The organism is Endozoicomonas montiporae CL-33, from assembly GCF_001583435.1.
Taxonomy (GTDB): domain Bacteria; phylum Pseudomonadota; class Gammaproteobacteria; order Pseudomonadales; family Endozoicomonadaceae; genus Endozoicomonas_A; species Endozoicomonas_A montiporae.
This window is the reverse complement of the sequence record NZ_CP013251.1, coordinates 1,868,252-1,889,148: the sequence shown is the minus strand read 5'-3', so window position 1 is coordinate 1,889,148 and position 20,897 is coordinate 1,868,252. Positions and strand designations below refer to the sequence as shown.

The 20,897-nt window shown below is 49.2% G+C and carries 19 protein-coding genes and 2 tRNA genes; 12 read left to right on the top strand and 9 right to left on the bottom strand.

Annotation, left to right across the window (positions count from 1 at the left end):
* Positions 1–165: 165 nt before the first annotated feature.
* The 5 genes from EZMO1_RS08490 to EZMO1_RS08470 all read left to right on the top strand — a co-directional run bounded on the left by EZMO1_RS08490 (position 166) and on the right by EZMO1_RS08470 (position 8,194).
* Positions 166–2,748 carry a type I restriction-modification system subunit M gene (locus tag EZMO1_RS08490; protein WP_034874182.1) on the top strand — a complete coding sequence of 861 codons (2,583 nt, stop codon included), beginning with the start codon at positions 166–168 and terminating at the stop codon, positions 2,746–2,748.
* A 1-nt stretch (position 2,749) separates the two neighbouring features.
* Complete coding sequence (locus EZMO1_RS08485; RefSeq protein ID WP_051789631.1) at positions 2,750–4,015, top strand: restriction endonuclease subunit S; 1,266 nt, start codon at positions 2,750–2,752, stop codon at positions 4,013–4,015.
* Positions 4,016–4,050: 35 nt separating this feature from the next.
* The gene (locus EZMO1_RS08480) at positions 4,051–7,188 is read left to right on the top strand and encodes a type I restriction endonuclease subunit R (protein ID WP_034874183.1); all 3,138 of its coding nucleotides are present in this window, start codon (positions 4,051–4,053) and stop codon (positions 7,186–7,188) included.
* A 15-nt stretch (positions 7,189–7,203) separates the two neighbouring features.
* Positions 7,204–7,734, top strand: coding sequence for a hypothetical protein (locus EZMO1_RS08475; protein ID WP_034874184.1), 531 nt, complete (start codon positions 7,204–7,206; stop codon positions 7,732–7,734).
* A 94-nt stretch (positions 7,735–7,828) separates the two neighbouring features.
* Complete coding sequence (locus EZMO1_RS08470) at positions 7,829–8,194, top strand: hypothetical protein (RefSeq protein WP_034874185.1); 366 nt, start codon at positions 7,829–7,831, stop codon at positions 8,192–8,194.
* A 272-nt stretch (positions 8,195–8,466) separates the two neighbouring features.
* On the opposite strand, the gene EZMO1_RS26640 is transcribed toward EZMO1_RS08470, so the two are convergent.
* Entirely contained in the window at positions 8,467–8,622 is a 156-nt protein-coding gene (locus tag EZMO1_RS26640) for a hypothetical protein (RefSeq protein ID WP_160174029.1), read from the bottom strand.
* A gap of 37 nt (positions 8,623–8,659) precedes the next feature.
* Between EZMO1_RS26640 and EZMO1_RS08465 the strand changes: the two genes are divergently transcribed.
* Positions 8,660–9,088, top strand: coding sequence for a hypothetical protein (locus tag EZMO1_RS08465; RefSeq protein ID WP_034874186.1), 429 nt, complete (start codon positions 8,660–8,662; stop codon positions 9,086–9,088).
* A 77-nt stretch (positions 9,089–9,165) separates the two neighbouring features.
* On the opposite strand, the gene EZMO1_RS08460 is transcribed toward EZMO1_RS08465, so the two are convergent.
* On the bottom strand, positions 9,166–9,501 hold the full coding sequence (locus tag EZMO1_RS08460) for a hypothetical protein (RefSeq protein ID WP_034874187.1): 336 nt from the start codon (positions 9,499–9,501) through the stop codon (positions 9,166–9,168).
* A 113-nt stretch (positions 9,502–9,614) separates the two neighbouring features.
* On the opposite strand from EZMO1_RS08460, the gene EZMO1_RS08455 reads away from it, so the two are divergent.
* On the top strand, positions 9,615–10,571 hold the full coding sequence (locus tag EZMO1_RS08455; protein WP_051789633.1) for a transposase: 957 nt from the start codon (positions 9,615–9,617) through the stop codon (positions 10,569–10,571).
* Positions 10,572–10,604: 33 nt separating this feature from the next.
* Here EZMO1_RS08455 and EZMO1_RS08450 read toward each other — a convergent pair whose 3' ends face one another.
* Positions 10,605–12,002 carry an IS110 family RNA-guided transposase gene (locus tag EZMO1_RS08450; protein WP_061509380.1) on the bottom strand — a complete coding sequence of 466 codons (1,398 nt, stop codon included), beginning with the start codon at positions 12,000–12,002 and terminating at the stop codon, positions 10,605–10,607.
* A 232-nt stretch (positions 12,003–12,234) separates the two neighbouring features.
* Between EZMO1_RS08450 and EZMO1_RS08445 the strand changes: the two genes are divergently transcribed.
* The gene (locus EZMO1_RS08445) at positions 12,235–13,122 is read left to right on the top strand and encodes a recombinase family protein (RefSeq protein WP_082211799.1); all 888 of its coding nucleotides are present in this window, start codon (positions 12,235–12,237) and stop codon (positions 13,120–13,122) included.
* A complete protein-coding gene (locus EZMO1_RS26635; RefSeq protein WP_160174030.1) occupies positions 13,122–13,295 on the top strand; it encodes a hypothetical protein in 174 nt (57 codons plus the stop codon). The genes EZMO1_RS08445 and EZMO1_RS26635 overlap by 1 nt, the downstream gene beginning before the upstream one ends.
* Positions 13,296–13,298: 3 nt before the next feature.
* Here EZMO1_RS26635 and istB read toward each other — a convergent pair whose 3' ends face one another.
* Both istB and istA read right to left on the bottom strand, forming a co-directional pair.
* Entirely contained in the window at positions 13,299–14,054 is a 756-nt protein-coding gene (istB, locus tag EZMO1_RS08440) for an IS21-like element helper ATPase IstB (RefSeq protein WP_034875356.1), read from the bottom strand.
* A 10-nt stretch (positions 14,055–14,064) separates the two neighbouring features.
* Positions 14,065–15,597, bottom strand: coding sequence for an IS21 family transposase (gene istA, locus EZMO1_RS08435; RefSeq protein ID WP_145912490.1), 1,533 nt, complete (start codon positions 15,595–15,597; stop codon positions 14,065–14,067).
* A 72-nt stretch (positions 15,598–15,669) separates the two neighbouring features.
* Here istA and EZMO1_RS08430 point away from each other — a divergent pair, with 72 nt between their 5' ends.
* The 3 genes from EZMO1_RS08430 (at position 15,670) to EZMO1_RS08420 (ending at position 18,295) form a co-directional block, all read left to right on the top strand.
* A complete protein-coding gene (locus EZMO1_RS08430) occupies positions 15,670–16,239 on the top strand; it encodes a hypothetical protein (protein WP_051789634.1) in 570 nt (189 codons plus the stop codon).
* 38 nt (positions 16,240–16,277) lie between these two features.
* Complete coding sequence (locus EZMO1_RS08425) at positions 16,278–17,705, top strand: transposase (protein WP_145912534.1); 1,428 nt, start codon at positions 16,278–16,280, stop codon at positions 17,703–17,705.
* 275 nt (positions 17,706–17,980) lie between these two features.
* Positions 17,981–18,295, top strand: coding sequence for a hypothetical protein (locus EZMO1_RS08420; RefSeq protein WP_034874191.1), 315 nt, complete (start codon positions 17,981–17,983; stop codon positions 18,293–18,295).
* Between the two features lie 292 nt (positions 18,296–18,587).
* Here EZMO1_RS08420 and EZMO1_RS08415 read toward each other — a convergent pair.
* From EZMO1_RS08415 to gspL, 4 genes are all read right to left on the bottom strand, one after another.
* Positions 18,588–18,664: transfer RNA gene (locus EZMO1_RS08415), tRNA-Asp, on the bottom strand.
* Between the two features lie 49 nt (positions 18,665–18,713).
* Positions 18,714–18,789, bottom strand: a tRNA-Val gene (locus tag EZMO1_RS08410).
* Between the two features lie 174 nt (positions 18,790–18,963).
* Entirely contained in the window at positions 18,964–19,476 is a 513-nt protein-coding gene (gene gspM, locus EZMO1_RS08405) for a type II secretion system protein GspM (RefSeq protein WP_160174031.1), read from the bottom strand.
* Positions 19,477–19,485: 9 nt separating this feature from the next.
* Positions 19,486–20,892, bottom strand: coding sequence for a type II secretion system protein GspL (gene gspL, locus EZMO1_RS08400; RefSeq protein WP_034874193.1), 1,407 nt, complete (start codon positions 20,890–20,892; stop codon positions 19,486–19,488).
* Between the last annotated feature and the right edge of the window lie 5 nt (positions 20,893–20,897).

The window sequence follows — 20,897 nt, the reverse complement described above, 5'->3', positions numbered from 1 at the left end:
AGAGATAACGAGGATACTACCAAACACGAGGGCAATGTGCCTTCCACACTCGCCTTTATATTGCATTGGTTTTTATGGATGGCGAATAACGGGTAAAACCCCATAGCAAGATCCCCCCGTTGCACATACAATTGGCAACCAATATGCCCCTTGTAAGGAACCCCTGTGAACAAACAGCAGCTCGCCGCCAAAATCTGGGAATCCGCCAACCAGATGCGGTCGAAAATCGAAGCCAATGAGTACAAGGACTACATTCTTGGTTTTATCTTCTACAAGTACCTGTCTGACAAGCTTGAGCAGTTTGCCGTCAGTCAGGACTTCAGCCCCGAGGATATTCGTGCCCTGACCGAAGACGATGCTGAAACCGTTGACTTTATCAAGCGAAACCTCGGCTACTTCATTGCCCATCAACATCTGTTTTCAACATGGATTGAACAGGGCAGCGACTTTGGTGTTGAACATGTTCGTACCGCATTATCAGCTTTCAGCCGCCTGATTCACAAAGAGCACAAAGACCTGTTTGAAGGCATTTTCAAAACCCTTGAAACCGGGCTGAGCAAGCTGGGCGACACCGCCGCCAAACAGACCAAAGCCATCAGCGAATTGATCCAGCTGATTAAAGACATTCCCATGGACGGACGGCAGGGTTACGACGTACTCGGTTTTATCTACGAGTACCTGATCAGCATGTTCGCCGCCAATGCCGGTAAAAAGGCCGGGGAATTTTACACGCCCCACGAAGTCTCGGTGCTGATCTCTGAAATTGTGGCTGACCACGTTCAGGACAGAGAGAAGATCGATATCTACGACTCCACCAGCGGCTCCGGCTCTTTGTTGCTGAATATCGGTCAGGCCATTGCCAAACACATGGGCAACCAGAGCACCATTAAATACTTTGCCCAGGAACTGAAAGAGAACACCTACAACCTGACCCGCATGAATCTGATTATGCGGGGCATTCTGCCTGCCAACATTGTCACCCGCAACGGCGACACACTGGAAGACGACTGGCCGTTCTTTGACGACAACGACCCGGTCAACTCCTACAACCCACTCTATCTCGATGCCGTTGTTTCCAATCCCCCTTATTCGCAAAAGTGGGACCCGGAACACAAAGACAGCGACCCCCGCTACGCCCGCTTTGGCCTTGCGCCCAAATCCAAGGCCGATTACGCCTTTCTGCTCCACGACCTTTATCACCTGAAGCCCAATGGCATTATGGCGATTATCTTGCCTCACGGCGTGCTCTTTCGAGGCGGTGAAGAAGGTGAAATTCGTAAAAACCTGATCGAAAACGACCATCTGGACACCATTATCGGTCTGCCCGCCAATATCTTCTTTGGCACCGGCATCCCAACCACCATTCTGGTGCTCAAGCAAAAACGCAAAAACAACGACGTGCTGATTGTGGACGCGTCCAAAGGGTTTGTAAAAGAAGGCAAAAACAACAAACTGCGAGCCTGCGATATCCGCAAAATCTGCGACACCGTGATCGGTCGCCAGAGTGTGCCCAACTACAGCCGTGTCGTCAGCAAAGACACCATTCGGGAAAACGGCTACAACCTGAATATTCCCCGTTACGTGGATTCCTCGGAACCCGCTGAAAGCTGGGATCTCTACGCCTCCATGTTTGGCGGCATCCCCAACCATGAGCTGGACGCACTGAGCGACTACTGGCAGGCATTCCCCGACTTACGCAGCGCACTGTTTACCGACGACGGCACCCTTTATGTCACTCCGACAGTAGACGACTTTGCCGAAGCCATTGTCGAACACCCGCAAGTGCAGCAATTTAACGCACAGTTTGCCGATGCCTTTGACAATTTCCCTGCTCACCTGAAAACCGAACTGATCGAAAAGGCCATGAGCCTGCACATTCCCCGACAGAAAATCCGGATGGGTGACAGCATTTTTGACCGCATGGAATCACTGCCGTTGCTGGATCAGTACCACGCCTACCAACTGCTGGCAGACCAGTGGCATCACATCGCCATTGATCTGGAAATCCTGCAAACCGAGGGGTTTGATGCCTCACGGGTTGTCGATCCTCACATGGTGATCAAAAAGAAAAAGGGCAAAGACACCGAAGTACAGGAAGGCTGGAAAGGTCGCATACTGCCCTTTGAGCTGGTGCAAACCACTTTGCTGAAAGCACCGCTGGACGCTTTGAGCGCCAAAGAGAATCGCCTGAGTGAAATCAGCGCCCTGTTTGAAGAAACGCTGGAAAGCTTGAGCGAGGAAGATAAAGAGCGCGATGCGGTGCACGAATCCGGCGATAAATTTGTCAATGCCGCCGTCACCAAAGAAGCCAAACTGTTGAGCGTGGAAGCCAAAACCTCAGGCGCGTTTGCTCCGGACACCTACGAAGCCAAAATCATTCAGGTCGCCCAGTGGATTGCCGAGGAAAAAACCCTCAAGGCCGCCATTAAAAAAGCCGCCGATGCCCTGCACCTGCAAACGAAAAAGACCATTGAAGGGTTAAGCGACGAACAGGTCAACGAGCTGCTGGAACGCAAGTGGATTACGCCCCTGAACAACGCCCTGCACCAACTGCCCGGCCAGCAGATTGACCGTTTAACCGATAAGCTGCAAGCGCTGGTGGAAAAGTACGGCGTGACCTACGCCGACAACGCCCGTGAGATTCAACAGACGGAAACGGAACTGGCGGATATGCTGGATGAGTTGGACGGAAATGAGTTCGACCTAAAAGGGTTGGCGGAACTGAAAAATCTGTTGGTGGGTGGTTGAGATGGCTAACCAAGATACCCAAAAACCCAGTGTCCGTTTTCAAGGGTTTAGTGGTGAATGGATTAAGAAGAAGCTTAAAAACTTGACGGAGAAAGATTTCACCAATGGTGTATTCAATGATCCAGATAAAGTTGGTAGTGGATACCGACTGATTAATGTCAAGGATATGTTTTCTGGTAGCTCTATTGACATAGATAGACTGTCTCTCATTGATATAGATAGAAAAGAATTTTTAAAATCGAAAGTCGAATTTGGCGATATATTTTTCACTCGATCATCATTAGTAAAAGAGGGGATCGCATATTCCAATGTAAATTTGAGCACTCACCAAGAATTAACATTTGATGGTCACTTGATTAGAATGCAGCCCTGTAGAAAATCTGCTGTTCCTATCTTTTTATCTTATGCTCTCAAGACTGTTAACTCACGCCGTCAGTTTATTCTTGGTGGGAAAACAACAACAATGACAACTATAGGCCAAAGCGATATAGCCGAAGTAAAAGTTGCCATACCGTCTACAAAAGAACAAACCCAAATCGGCACCTTCTTCAAAAAACTGGATCGCATGATCGAGCTGCACCAGCGCAAACAAAACAAGCTGGTGACACTGAAGCAGGCGATGTTGCAGAAGATGTTTCCGCAAGAGGGAGCCTCTACTCCAGAGATTCGGTTTAAGGGGTTTGCTGGGGAGTGGCAGGAAAATACTCTTGGACAAGTTATTTCAATCACATCCGCAGCACGCGTCCACAAAGAGGAATGGACGAAGGCTGGCGTTCCTTTTTTCAGATCAAGCGATGTTGTTTCAGAATACAAAGGAGTTAGTAATACAAAAGCTTTCATATCACATGATCTTTATGAAGCACTCTCTGCGAAGGTAGGACGAATTCAAAAAGGCGACCTTTTAGTTACAGGCGGAGGTTCTATCGGAATTCCATATCTGGTCAATAACGATAACCCGTTGTACTTCAAAGATGCTGATTTGCTTTGGTTCAAGATTAGAAATGCGTTAGACAGCCGTTTCTTATACACTTTTTTGTCTTCAGTAAATTTCCAAAAATACCTGAAAAACATTTCTCATATTGGCACCATTGCACATTATACCGTGGAACAGGCTAACGATACGCCGATTACTTTTCCTTGTAAGGAAGAGCAACAAAAAATCGGCACCTACTTCCGCAAACTCGACAACCTGATCGCCCAACACAACACCCAACTGCAAAAACTCAAACAGATCAAATCCGCCTGTCTGGAGAAGATGTTTGTCTGAAACCGGATCAATAATACCGAACAGGGATAGCCACCGTGACCACCTTTACCCGTGAAACCGATTTTGAAAATGCCGTTATCCACGAGCTGACCCAACGGGGCTGGGAATCTGAGATTATCAGACACCCCACCGAACAGGACTTGCTGGATAACTGGGCGAACATTTTGCTGGAGAACAACAAAGGCATTGACCAGCTCAATCAAGTCCCGCTCACCACAGGCGAAATGCAGCAGATTATGGAGCAGCTTACCGACCTGCGCACGCCCCTGAAGCTGAACGGGTTTATTAACGGCAAAACCGTCAGCGTCAAACGGGACAACCCCGCCGACACCCTGCACTTTGGCAAGGAAGTCAGCTTGAAGATTTACGACCGTCACGAGATTGCCGCCGGACAGAGCCGCTATCAGATTGTTCAACAACCCCGTTTTGAACGAGGCTCTAAACTGTTGAACGACCGGCGGGGTGATGTGCTGCTGTTGATTAACGGTATGCCGGTGATTCATCTGGAACTGAAGAAAAGCGGAGTGCCGGTCAGTCAGGCGTATCATCAGATTGAAAAGTACAGTCGCGAAGGGATTTTTACCGGGCTGTTCTCTCTGGTGCAGATTTTTGTCGCCATGGAACCCGACGAAGCACTGTTTTTTGCCAACCCCGGCCCCGACGGGCAGTTTAATAAAGATTACGCCTTTCACTGGGCGGACTTTAACAATGAACCCATTAACGACTGGAAGTCGTTTACTTCCGGTTTGCTCTCCATCCCTATGGCGCATCAGCTGATTGGTTTTTATACCGTGGCGGACGAGTCCGACGGTGTGCTGAAAGTCATGCGCAGTTATCAGTATTTCGCTGCCCACGCGGTTTCCGACAAGGTCGCCAAAACCGACTGGAAAAACCCGGATCGACTGGGTGGTTTTATCTGGCACACCACCGGTGCCGGTAAGACCATGACCAGCTTCAAGTGCGCCCAGCTCATTGCCAACTCCAAAGATGCCGACAAGGTGGTGTTTCTGCTCGACCGTATAGAGCTGGGCACGCAAACGCTGGAAGCTTACCGTGACTTTGCAGGCGACGAGAACGCCGTACAAGCCACCGAAGACACCGGCGTGCTGATCAGTAAACTGAAAAGCACCGATCCGGCGGATACGCTCATTGTGACGTCTATCCAGAAAATGAGCCGCCTGAAAGACGAAGACGGCGGACTCAGAGCGCACGACCTGGACACCATGCGCGCCAAACGCATTGTGTTTATTATCGACGAATGCCACCGTTCTACCTTTGGCGATATGCTGATCAACATTAAACAGAGCTTTAAGGGCGCTATTTTATTTGGCTTCAGCGGCACACCGATTCACAAAGAAAATATTCGTAAAGGCAACACCACCACCGATGTGTTTGGCGGCGAACTGCACCGCTACAGCATTGCCGACGGGATTCGTGATAAAAACGTGCTGGGGTTTGACCCTTACGAAGTGCGAACCTACAAAGACAGGGATGTGCGGGAAGCCGTTGCTCTGGAAAAAGCCAAAGCCAACACGGTAAAAGAAGCCTTTGCCGATCCGAAGAAAAAAGTCGTTTTTAACCGTTATATGAACGATGTGCCCATGGCAGGGCATCGGGACGACACCGGCGTTTACCAGAAAGGGATTGAAGACCATCTGCCCAACAGCCAGTACGACCGGACAGAGCATCAAACCGCTGTGGTTGAGGATATTGCCGATAACTGGCTCACCCTGAGTCAGGGCAATAAGTTCCATGCCATTTTTGCCACCCACAGCATTCCCGAAGCCATCACCTATTACCGGCTGCTGAAAGCCCGCTGCCCGGATTTAAAAATTGCCTGCCTGTTTGACCCGACCATCGACAACGATGGCGGCACAGCGTTTAAATCCGACGGGCTGGTGGAACTGCTGGACGATTATAACCAGACCTTCGGGCAGAACTTCGACCTTGGCACTCATGGCAAATTCAAGAAAGACATCGCCGCCCGACTAGCTCATAAAAAGCCCCATAACCGCATAGCCAACGAGCCGGAGAAACAGCTCGACCTGTTGATTGTCGTGGATCAGATGCTGACGGGGTTTGATTCCAAATGGATCAACACGCTGTATATGGACAAGGTGCTGACCTACGAGAATATTATTCAGGCGTTTTCCCGCACCAATCGCCTGTTTCATCCATTGGAAAAGCCCTTTGGTACCATTCGCTACTACCGCAAACCCCACACCATGACCCGCAATGTGAACGCTGCGGTCAAACTGTATTCCGGCGATAAACCCATTGGTCTGTTTGTGGATCGTTTGCCCGGCAACCTTGAACGACTGAACAGCCGTTTTGCCGAAATAGCGGCTATTTTTACGGCTGCCGGTGTTGACGATTTTAAACAACTGCCCGACGACAGCAGCGAACGGGCGGCTTTTGCCAAACTGTTCCAAGAGTTTACGGGCATTCTGGAAGCCGCAAAAATTCAGGGATTCGATTGGGAAAAAAGCGATTACACGTTTGACGACCCGAAGCAAACCGTCACCCTCGACTTTACCCATGAGCAATACAACACTCTGCTACAGCGTTACAAAGAGCTGAGCAAAGGCGGTGGCGGCGGTGATGACGGAACGGTGCCTTTCGATATCGACAGCCATATTACCGAAATCGACACCGGCAAGATTGATGCGGATTATATGAACGGACGTTTCAGGAAGTTTTTGAAAGAGCTGGCAGGGGGCGATCAAGCATCACGGGAGGCAACGCTGGCTGAACTGCAACGGTCGTTTGCAACATTGTCTCAGGACGAGCAGAAGATCGCCGAGATATTTCTCCGTGATATTCAGCGTGGCGATGCAGACATTGACCCGGCTCGCAGCTTCCGTGATTACCTCACTGACTATCAGTCCAGGGAAAAACAGCAGGAAATAGAAGCGATTGTTGATCATCTGGGCATTGATGCAAATAAATTACTGGCTTTGATGAATACGAAGATCACCGAGGCGAATCTGAACGACTATGGTCGGTTTGATGCTCTGAAAGCCACCATCGACAAATCCAAAGCCAAAGCTTACTTTGAAGCGCAGGAAGGGCTGGCAATCCCGGCCTTCAAGGTGAATATTAAAGCAGCGGACTTGTTGCGGAGCTTTGTGCTTGAGGGAGGCTTTGCCTCCAAATCTGGAACAGTGGATTAAAGGTTTAATTAAGATATGACAGTTGTGTCTGAAAGAAGTCAACGACGACAGCAGGAAAGAGAGCGGAAAAAACTCATTAAGCGCTGGCAGAAGAAACTTGATAAACATACGAACGACACTGGAGAAGTCACATTAGAATCCAGCAGTGTCGGATTACCAAAGCTTTCTGTCATCATCAACAATTTTGCATCGCCACTCTACAACGATGCCGCCTCAAAAGAAGAAATCGACGCTATATTTCGATTGGTTATCGGTTACTGGAACCTTGGTCATTTCCACGATGATGACAAAGCGGTGCTTTTCCCCTATGTGATTGAACCACTGCTTGCACATTTTGATGATCCTGAAAATGCACTGCGAAAAAAACTGGAGAAAGTGACTGAAGCCAAGTGTTCAGAATACGACCATGACCCGAGGTTCATCGTCGATTTCATGATATCTCCATTGGGAAATAAATCTCACCTGCAGGTGGCAAGTCTACCCATCAAGCCGGAAGACTTTAAATCAGCCCATCTCAAGAATTCACGTTCAAAGCTAAAAGCCTGAGTATGACCCACTCCCTGCAACACGTTTACAGGGAGCCTGATGGTCTACTTTTATCATTGAACTCTCTGGCATTATCACACCGGACATTTTGACCATGACTGAAGAAGAACTCGTAAACGACCTGATAGAACGACTAAAACCACATCTGCCGATGTTTGTCACACCCGGCAAGTCGATGATCAGCCAATTCCGCTCCAACGATCAGACCTCTGTGAAAATAAAGAAAGGTATGAAACTTAAAATCACCAATTGTCACTATATTGGAAGTGAAGGCGGACTTGCCCTGGCCTGCGAAATCTCAACACCCACTGGCAAGCAAGTGGTCATTATGTCTATCACACAACTTCGTCTTGACCCCAAACATCCGTTATACAAAGAATTACGCGCCTACCAACTGGGTCGGTCACAGTGGCTGGCCATGAACCATCGCTCACCGGTCTTACATACGCTCACCCGATGAAGCAGTGTCATGCGATGACACAAAGGATCGTCAAACCTCCGCCTCATACTGCGCCAGCTCTGGCGCAGCGCTCTTCACTTCTCCATCCTGCACAAATGCTTTTTTTCCGGTACTGACGAAATTTCCCTTTACAACCACCACAGTTCCATCTCTGAGCGTGGCGGTGCTAGGAGCCTGTCGGACTTACCACTGACCTACTGCGAAAAAGCCGGATTTGGCCATTTTTGACGATCCTTTTCGTTGAATAGCTCGCTATTCGCCTCAAATGATCGTCAAAACTGTCTCAAACCGGTCTTTTTCTCGCTACGGTCGGCTAAGTCCGACAGGCTCCTAGTGCCATTGTTGTTGTGGGTGGTGATCATCACTACCGTTTTAACGCCTTCAGGAATCAAGGATTTGAACTGTTGCCAGATATTGGTCGTTGCCATGAGCTATTATCTCTCTGTCATTAGTGAGGTATGAGCCGTGGATATCACCGAAGAATATGAAGACGTGCTTCAGAATCTTGAGTTTCCTATTATGGATTTCTATCACCAACATAGAGTTCTGGAAGACTGGGAGGTTAAGCGGGCACTGGAGGCAACCATTGAACATTATCGGGCGGAATACTCGAAACGAGAGCCCAAAAATATGCACCTGTCCGACGCAGAAGATATCATCATGCAGAGGCTTATTACCGTCTGCGAGTGGCGTCTGGGTCGTGTTGAGCTGGATAAAGTTATCGCTATCACCAGAGATTTTGCTTATCAGTTTGATCCGGAAAATTTTATAAAAACGTCGGAAGAGTTGCAGAAGTGCCTGAAGCGAATCATTAAGTCTGTTGAACGATGGAGCCGTGAGGGCGGCAGACAGGGTTATTTGACTTTCACCTCGCAGTATTTTCCACAGCGTTAGTAATGACGCTCAAGCTCAATTTGCTGAACAACCCTGTTTGGGCTGGTTCTTATAGCGGTAGAAAGACAAAGTGCTCGTCAATTATTGTTAATATCCTGAACCTCTACCAGCTGTCCCGGTTCCACCAGTCCCGGTGCTGTGTTGGTATCAGTTAGAGGTATATGCAGTGTAATCACGCTCTGATTACCGCCCTTGGCTAATTCGTTCCTGCCCCGTTCTGTATTAACCTGCGTTTCGGTTAGCCAGTCTTCCAGAATATCCGGTGCTGGTTTATCCCCTGCTGTTGCTGCCCGCTTCACGTTGACGGAAACACCTGAATGAGTACCGGACACATAAACAGCATTATATTGTGGTTCGGGTCGCCAGCTTGCGCTTAAACTAATGACCATACTGGCAGGTATAACAGCGTCCATCGTTGCTGTATCCCACGCCCAAGGACTAGCAGGGTATCTAGGAGCCTGTCGGACTAAGAGCAAAAATCAGGCATAATACTCTTATTACCATCCAGAACCGCGACCTCTGACAAATGAACAAATGGACTTTCAGAACCGTTGATCGTAATACGCCGGACATGTTTCCAGCCAGCGTTAATGATTACTTGCCGGAACGTCATCTTGCCCGTTTTGTCGTAGAGATCATTGAGCAGCTTGATCTTGGTCCGTTCATCAAAGCCTATAGTGGAAGGGGCTCCAAGGCCTGGCATCCATCTCTCATGATATCGCTGCTGTTTTATGGCTATACGACTGGTGTCTTTTCCAGTCGAAAGCTGGAGAAGGCTACTTACGACTCCGTCGCTTTTCGTTTCATTTGCGCCAATGAGCACCCAGACCACGATAGCATCAACGCTTTCCGCAAACGGTTTCGCAAAGAGATCAGTGCGTTGTTCACCCGGATTTTAATGATTGCCAAAGAAGCCCAGTGGCTGAAAATGGGAACCATTAGCCTGGATGGAACCAAAATGAAAGCCAATGCCAGCAAGCATAAAGCTCTCAGCTATGAATATGCCTGTAAGCTGGAAAAACAACTCAAAGCTGAAGTGGATGAACTCCTGAAAATGGCAGAGGAAGCCGATGCAAAAGATCTGCCTGAAGAGCTTTCTATTCCTGAAGAGCTTGAAAGGCGCGAGGACCGTCTTGCTGTCATTGTCAGGGCAAAAGCTGAAATAGAACGGCGTGCCGAGGAGCGTTACCAGCAGGAACTGGAAGAATACAAGGAAAAAGTGGCTCGCCGGGAAGCTATCAGAGAGTCCGGCAAAAAGCCCAGAGGCAAAGAACCCAAAGCCCCCGAAGCAGGCCCGAAAGACAAGGATCAGGTCAACCTGACAGATCCTGATTCCCGCATTATGCCGACCTCGGGAGGTGGCTTTGAGCAAGCCTATAATGTGCAGGCGGCTGTTGATGTTGACAGCGGTTTGATTGTTGAAAAACACGTTACTCAAGCAACAAACGACAAGCAACAGGTAGAGCCCGCTTCTTCTGAGTAACTCCCCATGAGCTCGCCGGTTGCTAAAACAACCCTAACCGACGGCGGTTTCAACCGGCGTTAATGTGAAGCCCATATCTTTAGCCTTCTGCTTCAGGGTTTTCAAAACTCTTTCTCTGTACCGCTGCTCAAAGTATTCCTGACCTTCATCTACATACTGGCTCCCATGCTTGAGCATACTGTAAACCAGCCTTGCCAGCTTATGCGCTGTTGCCGTAATCGCCTTTGGAGCACCAAGCTTGCTTCGCATTCTTCGGTAATAAGCACCCAAAGCACTTTTTGATCTGGTCAGTGAATAAGCCGCCAACCTGAATGCTGTTGCGGCTGCGCCTGGCAAACGCTTGGTTTTCCGGTTCAGAACTTTACCACCGGATATTTTGGTTCCGGGACAGAGCCCTAACCAGGAGGCAAAATGTTTAGCGGAAGGCCATCGACTCATATCCAGACCGATTTCTGAAACAATCTTCAGAGCCGTATTTTCATCAATGCCATCGATATCAGTCAGATCGACACCGCTCACCCGGTTGAGTTCTGAACGTACATCAAAGTCTGGAGCGCAACGGGACTTCCGTTTTTTTGAAGGCTTATCTGGCGTAGAAAGCTTTTGAGAGTCTTTATCATCTTTGCTGTCAAATGTGTTGAGCTTCTGTTCCAGAGCTTTGTCACAAGCCCTGATTTTTTCATCATAAGTATCGTAAAGTTCAACAGCTTGCCGCAGAGCAAATACATGCTCATCCCGATAATGCCCCTTCAGGGATTTGGCGATTTCTTCCTCGGATTTTTTGCAGTGCTTGTCACGATATCTGGCCAGCTCCACAGGATTCCGCTGCCCATTCAGTATGGCGCGGATAATAGTCATACCGGTTTTTCCGGTAATATCAGTCACCACATTATCCAGTAACAGATTCATCTGTCGAAGTGCCTTTTGCATATGCTGGATGTGGGAAGCACGGTAGCCAACAAGAGTGTCACGTTGTCGTCTATAGGATCGCAATGAACAAACCTGTTCATCCGGGCGGAACGCGCCATTGAGCAATCCGTAAGTATGTAACTGCAAAAGCCATTGGCAGTCCAGAACATCAGACTTACGTCCGGCAACATTCTTTACATGTCGTGCATTGACCAGCTTTACATCAAGTCCCCGGGATTCCAGTATTTCAAACGCAGGTATCCAGTAAATTCCGGTTGACTCCATCACAACGGTGGTAATGCCAAGCTTTACGAGCCAGTCAGCCATAGCTTCAAGGTCTGCGGTAAAACAGCCAAACGAACGCACCGGTTGTTCATCTAACTCTTCTGGCACAGCAACAAAATGTGACTCTGACCCGATATCAATACCAGCAGCAAAGAGATTGATTTTCTCCAGATGTCCGGCAATACGCTTTTTGACTCTGTCAGAATGGGAACGGTTGGATGTGCTGCGGCGAGACATGATTTACCCTCTATACTTCCGTGCGAAGGCATATCCGGATATGGGGCTGTCGATGATTCGCATTCTTCCGAACGAGATCGCATATTGCGTCATCAGTGATGTTGTCGCCAGCTCCCCGACCACGCTTTCAAACGGGCAAAAGGCACCAGTGTGTTTACGGTCTCTGGTCCGGGTATGTCTTCCTTTCTATCATAGGCATGTAGACAGTAGTTGGGAGAAAAGTTACTCATAGATGTTCAGCCGAGCCCGGCTTGGAGCGCTCTCGAAAAAGAAAGGCATGTGGATGGGTGGCAATCCGCCACTGGGTTATGACGTCAATGAGCGCAAACTCATTATTAATCCTGAAGAAGCGGAAGTCGTTAAGCTGATTTTTAAAACTTTCGTCAAAACACGCTCGATCATTGCCACTTGTGAAGTAGTGAACGAACAGGGTCATAAAACCAAACAAATAGCTTTGCGGGAGGGTGGTAACCGAGGTGGCATCGACTTTGCCAAAAACACCATTCACCGTATTCTGAAGAACAGAATCTACATTGGTGAGATTGGTAACAAAGGGCAATGGTATCCCGGTGAGCACAAACCGATTATTACTATGGATTTGTGGGCGAAGGCTCATGGTACCTTCGATGTGCATGCCAGCCTGCGTTCCAGGGAATCACGAAGCAGAAAGAGCCCTTCCTTCTTGCGAGGGCTATTGTTCGGGCCTGATGGTCATGCACTGACCACCAGCAGTACACGCCGTAACGGGCAACAGTTCCGTTATTACGTAAGTCGCACTGCACAGGCCAAAGGTTACAAAAACGCGCCCCTGCCGCCTCTGTCGGCCACAGCGGTGGAGAACCTGATACTGGAAGAAACCCGCAAACGACTGACCAGCCCGGAGCTGCTGTTTAAAGTCTGGCAGCAAGCCAGTGAAGTGGATAACACCATCAGCGAAGAAGTCATTCGAACGGCATTAAACGATCTCGCTTCCATCTGGGATGAACTGTTCGCACCGGAAAAGCGTCGTCTGGTTGAATTGCTGATCAAGCGCATTGAGCTGGATCTGAACCAAGTGACCATTTACTACCAGCCCGACGGCATTAATGCCGTCACCCAAGAACTGCAAGGAGCTGCATAATGGCAAGAATAAGGAAAACCGCTGAAGAGACCGTTGAGTTTCTGGAAGAGGTAAACTTGATCAAAGTGACCGTCCCCATCCGGATTTTTCACCGGGTGCATATTCCGGTCAAAATGAACACCTATTCCGGAAAGCGTGAACACCTCCGCTTCCCTAAGCATTGCCTCTCTTAATTTTTAGCTTGGGTGTTCACGATCATCCAGTTTTGCCCTTGTTTTTCTCATGGACTCTCCTTTGAGTTTTATCCGGTGGGCGTTGTGGGCCAGTCGATCCAGAATGGCGTCGGCCAGGGTGGCATCACCAATACTGTCATGCCACTTTGAGACCGGTAGTTGACTGGTTACGATGGTAGAACTGTGGTTATGACGGTCATCCATAATTTCTAGCAGGTCATTACGCTGGTTCTGGCTGAGTGGCTCCAATCCCCAGTCATCAAGGATCAGAAGGTCAACCCTGGCTAACTGTTTGAGTTGTTTACTGTAACTGCCATCACCATGGGCAATGGTCATTGCCTCCAGTAATCTTGACGTACGGAAATAGCGAGTACTCAGGCCTCGCAGACAGGCACCATGTCCGAAGGCACAGCTCAACCAGCTTTTCCCTGTGCCGCAAGGGCCGGTAATCAGGAGGTTCTGTTTTCGTCTGAGCCAGTCACAGGTGACCAGTGTCGCCATCTGTGATTTGGTAATGCCCCGTGGCTGCTCATAGTCAATGTCTTCCAGCGTGGCAGACAGTTTGAACCGGGCTGCCCTGAGCAGTCTGGCCAGCCGTTTGTTGCTGCGGTCAGCGTCTTCCTGGTCGACCAGCAGGGCCAGTCGTTCTTCGAAGCTGAGTCCTTCGTAAGTGCCGGGTTGCTCCTGTTGCAGGGCAAGGGCTTCGGCCATGCCGCTCAGTCGCAGGCTACGTAACCGGGTCATCGTTTGATTGATCATATCCTGCACCTCACTGGAAGAAGCCTGCGCCACGGATGTTTTCATGGCTGCGTGTAACCCGTTCATTGTCGCTTTCCTGTGGCAACTCAATGGGTACCTTGTCCAGCCCGGATTTCAGGATGGAGCGTACATTGCCTACCCGACGGCCTCCGGTTTTGATAGCCCGGTCGCAGGCGGCGTTCAGCCGCTGTTGTCCGTATTCACGCTCAAGGTTTAACAGTCCAAGGCAAGCCCGGTAAGCCTGCTCCTGGTGCTGCTTGCCGTCCAGTAACTGTCGGGTAAACCTCAGAACATCCGGCCCCAGCTTTTGCGCCCAGCGCAACAGCCGCCCCGGTGTCCACTGTTGCTGTTTCTGGTGGCGTTTCGGCATATGCTCCGGCTTGGTGGTGAAACCTCCGGCTGCGTATTGCCGGACATGGCTGGTGACCGGCTTGCCTTTGTAGAGGATCTGGACAGTATTATGGCTGCCACGGATTGCCACCTGCTCCCTGACCAGCTGGTGTGGCACGGAGTAGTAATGGCTGCTGAACTGCACGTGATAGTCAATGTTGACCCTGGCCATCTTGAACTCAAGGTACTCATAAGGCTGCCTGGGCAAGGGAGACAACGCAGGCCTGTCTAGCAACTCAAACTGGCTGCGCCGGCAACCGGGCAGCTGTTTGAATGGCCGGTGGTTCAGGTCTTCCAGCAGGCGTCGTATTTCCCAGTTCAGTTCTGACAGGGAGAAGAACGTTGTATGACGCAGACGCATTAAAATCCAGCGTTCCACCAGTTGTACACCGGCTTCTACCTTGGCCTTGTCTTTTGGCTTGTAAGGGCGTGCAGGCAGAATGGAGCAGCCGAAGTGTTCAGCCATGTGCTGGTAACTGCGGTTAATCTCCGGATCATAACGGCAGGCCTTGGTCACAGCACTGCGCAGGTTGTCCGGTACCAGCATTTCGGGAACTCCGCCAAAGAACTGGAACGCCCGGACCTGAGAACCAATAAAGTCTACCGAACCCTGGGTCCAGGTGGCTTCTGCGTAGGTATAATTGGACGCTCCCAACACCGCCACAAAGATCTGGGCAGGTGATGTCTCGCCCGTTTCCTTGCTGGCAATGGGAACAGTCAGCCCGGCGTAATCCACAAACAGCTTCTCGCCGCCCTTATGCTGTTGGCGCATAGAGCGTTTCTGCTTCTTGCACCACTCGTTGTAGCGGTGGCAGAACTGACTGTGGCTGTAGGCATTGTGGGGGTAAACTTCGCAGTACTCTTCCCAGAGCAGCTGTTTGGTCATGCCCTTACGCTTAAGGCTGCTGTGAACCTCCGTCCAGTCGGGTTCGATAAAGCCCTGGTGTTTGCGGTTTGATGTCTCAGGCGACAACCGGTTTATCAGGGCAGAGTCGTCCATATCGTCTGGCAAAGGCCAGGACAGCCCGGACTTTTCAAATAACTTCAGATACTTGCTGACCGCCCCGGTACTGACTCTGGCGCTGGCGGATATTTGCCGGGTAGACAGGTTGCACTCGTGGCGGAGTCGAAGGATTTCCCGAATTTTTCGCATTGATAGCCTCTTTTCCTTTGGCATGGCCGTTTTCCCTGTTGTTGTGGAATAAGGAAAAGCGGCACAAGTTGAATGAAATCAATGCTTAAGGAGAGGATTTTGGTTCTTTCCGGGGATGATTCCGGTGTCGTGAACACTTATTCCGGCTTCGTGAACGGTGATTCCGGAAATTCGCAAAAAGTGTTCACGATAAAGCGGAATGGGTGTTCACGGTTTTGCGGAAAGAGCGTTCACGATAAACCGGAGTGGGTGTTCACGGGAGGCCGGAATATGCACCGGGGCGGTAAAGCCACCATTGAAACGCCGGACGGTATGATTGGGCACGAAGATATGGTGTCACTGCAAAGGGCTTTGATTCAGGGGCATCGGTGGATGAAGATGCTGGAGTCTGGTCGGTTCAAAAATATGGAGGCATTGGCAAAAAAGGAAAAGACAGACAAAAGCCGTGTTGCCAAAGTGACTCGTCTAACCTGCCTGGCACCCGATATTCAGGAAGCCATTCTCTGTAACTCGATGCTGCAGTTTTTGATATTTGAGGGAGAGCAGGAAATGGCAGGGTGGCATAAGAGCAGACTACTACTGCAGCTCCGAATTCAAGCCTTGCGAGATTCCATCATAGCCACAGCAGCAGGTTGGAGGTAAGATCTCATAGGAACTTAATAACCGTCAAGTGTCGTATCTTGCTAATTCGCCCATTACCCGTTGTCACTGCCTTTCTGGATGCTTTGAATGATTCGCTCAAGTCCATCAATTCCTCTGCGCAGTTGAGTAGATCCAAGAAAGTGGCACTGGGCGTTTTTATCATGGGAATCGTTGTAACTAAAACTATTAACTGGGCTGCTTTTGAGCGCAGAAGCTTAGGCAGATTCAAAGCGACCCGTCTGTGCTGGATGTTTTATCAAGCAGAAATTGCATGGCAAAGCCTGCTACAGGCCAGCGTCAGAAATATTCTTCTACGCTATGGAATACAAAGTGGAACCCTTGCTATCGACGATACAGGAAAAAAGCGCACTAAAAGGACTTCAAAAATCGACGGTGCCCATAAGATAAAAGACAAATCAACAGGTGGTTATTTTAATGGGCAGGAACTGGTGTTTATGGTGCTCGTTACTGAAGTAGCTACCTTTCCAGTAGGGTTTCGCTTTTATATTCCTGACCCTGAGTTATCTGCATGGAGGAAGAAAGACAAGGCGCTCAGGAAGCAAGGCATTCAGAAAAAAGAACGACCGAACCGTCCTGAGCCAGATCATGTTCGTTACCCCACCATGCAGTCGTTGACGCTGGTTATGCTGCAAGAATTTGTTGATTCGTTTCCCAACATTACGATCAAAGCAATTCTCGCTGATGCACTGTATGGCACAGGAGACTTTATGGATAAGGCTGCGGAAATAACAGGCGGAGCCCAGGTTGTCAGCCAACTGCGCTCGAATCAGAAAGTATCCAACCGAAACCACTCGGAAGCGACTCTCAAAGCTTACTTTTCGCGCCAGAAAGGCGCTGAAACTCAACTCATAATACGCGGTGGCAAAGAAGAGCAGGTCACGATGCTGGCTGCTCGGCTGTATGTTAAGGCTCATGGGAAAAGACGTTTTGTTATTGCCCTGAAGTATGAGGGTGAAGAGGATTATCGCTATCTGGTGGCTTCAGATATGTCATGGCGGCATACCGACATAGCCAGGATTTACACCTTGAGGTGGTTGGTCGAGGTTTTCATTCAAGACTGGAAAGCTCATTGTGGCTGGAACAGGTTGAGCAAACAGCAAGGTGCTGACGGATCGCAGCGCGGCGTGATCCTGAGCCTGCTGTGCGAACACATGCTGTTACTGCACCCTGAGCAATTCGTCCTACTGAAAAACAAACAGGCCGGAATGCCCGCAGGCTGTCTGATCGAACGCCTCAATGCAGAAGCCTTGCTTGCTACGGTGAAATCAGTGGTTGAATCGGAAGATCCAGATACCGAGCTTAAGGCTCTGGCCTTAGCCTTAGAGCATACTTTGCCCAAGCGGGAGTCGAGCAGGCATATGGCTGGTAGAGACCTGGGAGAACAAAAGGCAACTGACTCACTCAAAGCACACGCCCGGAAGTTTAAACTTTTAGATGCAGCTTAGAATCGAGATAAATACGTTACTTGTTTAGGTAAAACTGCAGCATCGAGTGTAATACAGGTGAGTGGGTACTTTCTCTCAAGGACTGTATGAAGACCTTCCCCACGCTTTGGACAGAACAACGAGATCACTTTATGAAAATTGCCGCTATCTCTCCCCGGTCACTGTCGAACTGATAGTGACCTTTTACTTGCCTCATATCAATCCGCGCTCGTTATCATCACCCTCGCCAATAAGATATACTTCAGTCCCACCATACTAAACCTAATCAACACATTATGAGCTTTAAGACCGAGCCAACCGGCTACATCAAAACAGCCATCTCTGATCTTCAGGGTTCTTGGGAAAACTTAAGAAACGCAGTAAATGAACACTTTGGTTTTCCGGATTCAGATAAACTGATGTTCCATATTCATGAAGGCATGAGTTGGGAATCAGTACGAAACCTGAACAAGATGAAAGATACCTTGTTGCTGGTGCGTAATATTGCTCAACAAGGCAAAGCGCCTGATGAAGTCATGTACTGGCTTGAAGATGTTCAAGAGTCTTTCGAACTGGCTGTACAGGCCACTGAAGAAGATCGTGCAGAATAAATAGATTGGCTCAGCGCCCCGAGCCCTTAACGCCGGAATGCCAACGAACCGAAACTCGAACCACAGTCAAAACAAAAGCTAACGTACTGATTGAAAACAGGAAATAAAGCTGTGGATCGTCAACCGCTGTAGACCACAGCATTTGAGAGAAGAGAGAAAAACACAGAAAAAACAGGCAAAAATGCAGTTAAACGACGAAGGTTGAAAACTACGGAAGGTACAGAAACAGCCCTTTATACTAGGCTAGATAAAACAAAGCCCTAACGACATATGTCGCTAGGGCTTTGAAATATGGCGGACCGGACGGGACTCGAACCCGCGACCTCCGGCGTGACAGGCCGGCATTCTAACCAACTGAACTACCGGTCCGCATATTCTTTATGAAGCTTCTGCTTCACGTAATTCTTTACACTAAAAATGGTGGGTGATGACGGGATCGAACCGCCGACCCTCTGCTTGTAAGGCAGATGCTCTCCCAGCTGAGCTAATCACCCTGTCAGCGGATTCGCATTTTACGGATTAAACGTAAGGAGTCAACAGTTTTTTGGGCGAAACATTCTTCAAACAGAAAGGTGCCCAGAAAAAAGCCATCCTCACTCCTGACTGGCCCTACAAGGCTACTCAATAGAAATGCCAAAGCAGTATTAAAGTACCAATAAAAGCCTCTTTCAGTTGGACAAGTGGAGGTAGATTTTAACCCGACCTTCTTCCTTGGCTTTGTCCAGCCTGACTTGCTGAATGGATAATTCAAACTTGGTATTGAGTACTACCAGCCAGCTAAGAAACTTCTGATAAGCGGCATCTTCAATCCACACCCCCAAGCCTTTTCTATCCGGTTGCACCCGGCTGAGGGTAACACCAGCCTGCTTTGCAGTACTGGCAACAATGGATGAAATTTCTCTCTGACCACCCGCCGTTTTCTGTTTTTTCTGTTGATCTCTGGCCGCTTCATAGTGGTCACTCATCCATTCAAGCACTACCTGCTGCCTTTGATAATCTTCTCTCTGGCTTTCACTCCAGTTGCTAAGAGGTTCCCAGATTAGCAGATATACCATGGCTACCAGTAAAAACGCTCCGAGCCAGTTTAAAGCCTGCCGATCCCTTGATGACAGCAATTCATAGCGAGTTTGCAACTGCTGCCAGAATGGATTTTCCTGAATCTCTGCAATTAGTTTTTGCATACCCATAGGTCACCTGCTGATGGTCATTCTTGCGTTAACACCGTTCTTTTCCTGATTGGCGCTGTCCAGCTTTGCCATCAGCCCCGCTGACTTCGTCGCAGCAAGCAGTTTATTGACCGATTCAAGACTCTCGGCTCTGAGTTCCAGCACAAGATTGCCGGTTGTATCGTTAAAATCCATGCTGACTGGCTTTATTCTGGCCTCGGGCAAAGAAGCAGATACGGCCGATACTTTTTTTAACAGTGGCAGGAATGGCTTACTGGCTGGATGAGTACCTGCCGTTTTCAGCCGACTTTCCATTCTGCTTTTTACATTGACTGACCGATGTTCACTCTCTAAAGCCTCACGAACCTGCTGATCCTGGGGGAAAACTTCCAGATACAGCGAGGCGCTTTTATCCCAGAACTGGGCCGCTTCATGCTGAAAAGTAACCCCTTCGCCAACCATCAAACCCATTTCCAGCATAAGCCAGAGGCTGGCTATCAGCGCCATAGGTTTCCATTTGCGTAAACGCCGACTGGCCCGCCTTGGGCATTGATAGGCTCCGGTGCGTAAATCAACCAGAGCTGAACGAATATTTTTACGTCGGTTAAAGTAGAGACTGACAAAATGCTCAAACACCGAGGTGTTTAAACCTTCTTCTTCAACCAACCAGCCCTGTTCATTCAGCCACGAACGCACCTGCTCAAACTTATCATCTCCGGGCGCAAAAGAGTCTTCAGGATAAAAAACTTTAATACTGGTGATGGCAGGAATTTCGGTTTCAAGGTCAGGGCTCTGCACGATGTCACCATCGTTGCCTGAACGGTTCAGGCCTTCCAGAACAAAGCGCAGTGCATCGTAATCCAGATGGTTTGCAGCCTGATCAGGCATTCGTACAGTGACAGACTGGCTTTCCATTAAAAGCGCAACCTGTCCGGCTTCTGTTTCAAGTAACTGGGTCTCAGCCAGTGTACTATCAACACTCAGTCCCTGTTCATCCAGACTGTCCAGCAGTGCCTGAAACTGTTTATGGGAAAATCCGGATACAGAGACCTTTTCCTTGTCTGAAGAGAGCTGGCTGGCAAGATGGAGAGTATCAACATCTTCGGCAAGGTCTTCTTCGAGCATGTAAGGTAAAGCAGTATTCAAATGTTTCCGCTGCCCACTATTGATGGGCAAGAAACGGTGAAAAGCAAGGCTTCCGGGCAACAGAAGGGTTACCTGATCCGGAAGGTAATCCTCCTCAGCCAGAGCGTTCTGGTCCGTTTCCAGTCCTTTGACGGAAAGATAATCTCTCTTGACCGTACCCAGTTCCGAAACATGGACATCGCCCTGAAGTTCACCCTGACCGGAGAAGATTCCCCATTGGGTCAGTGAACTGCCACTGATAGCAGCAGTGGCAGGATGAATTCGTATCAACAGGATGCTTTTCATTGTTA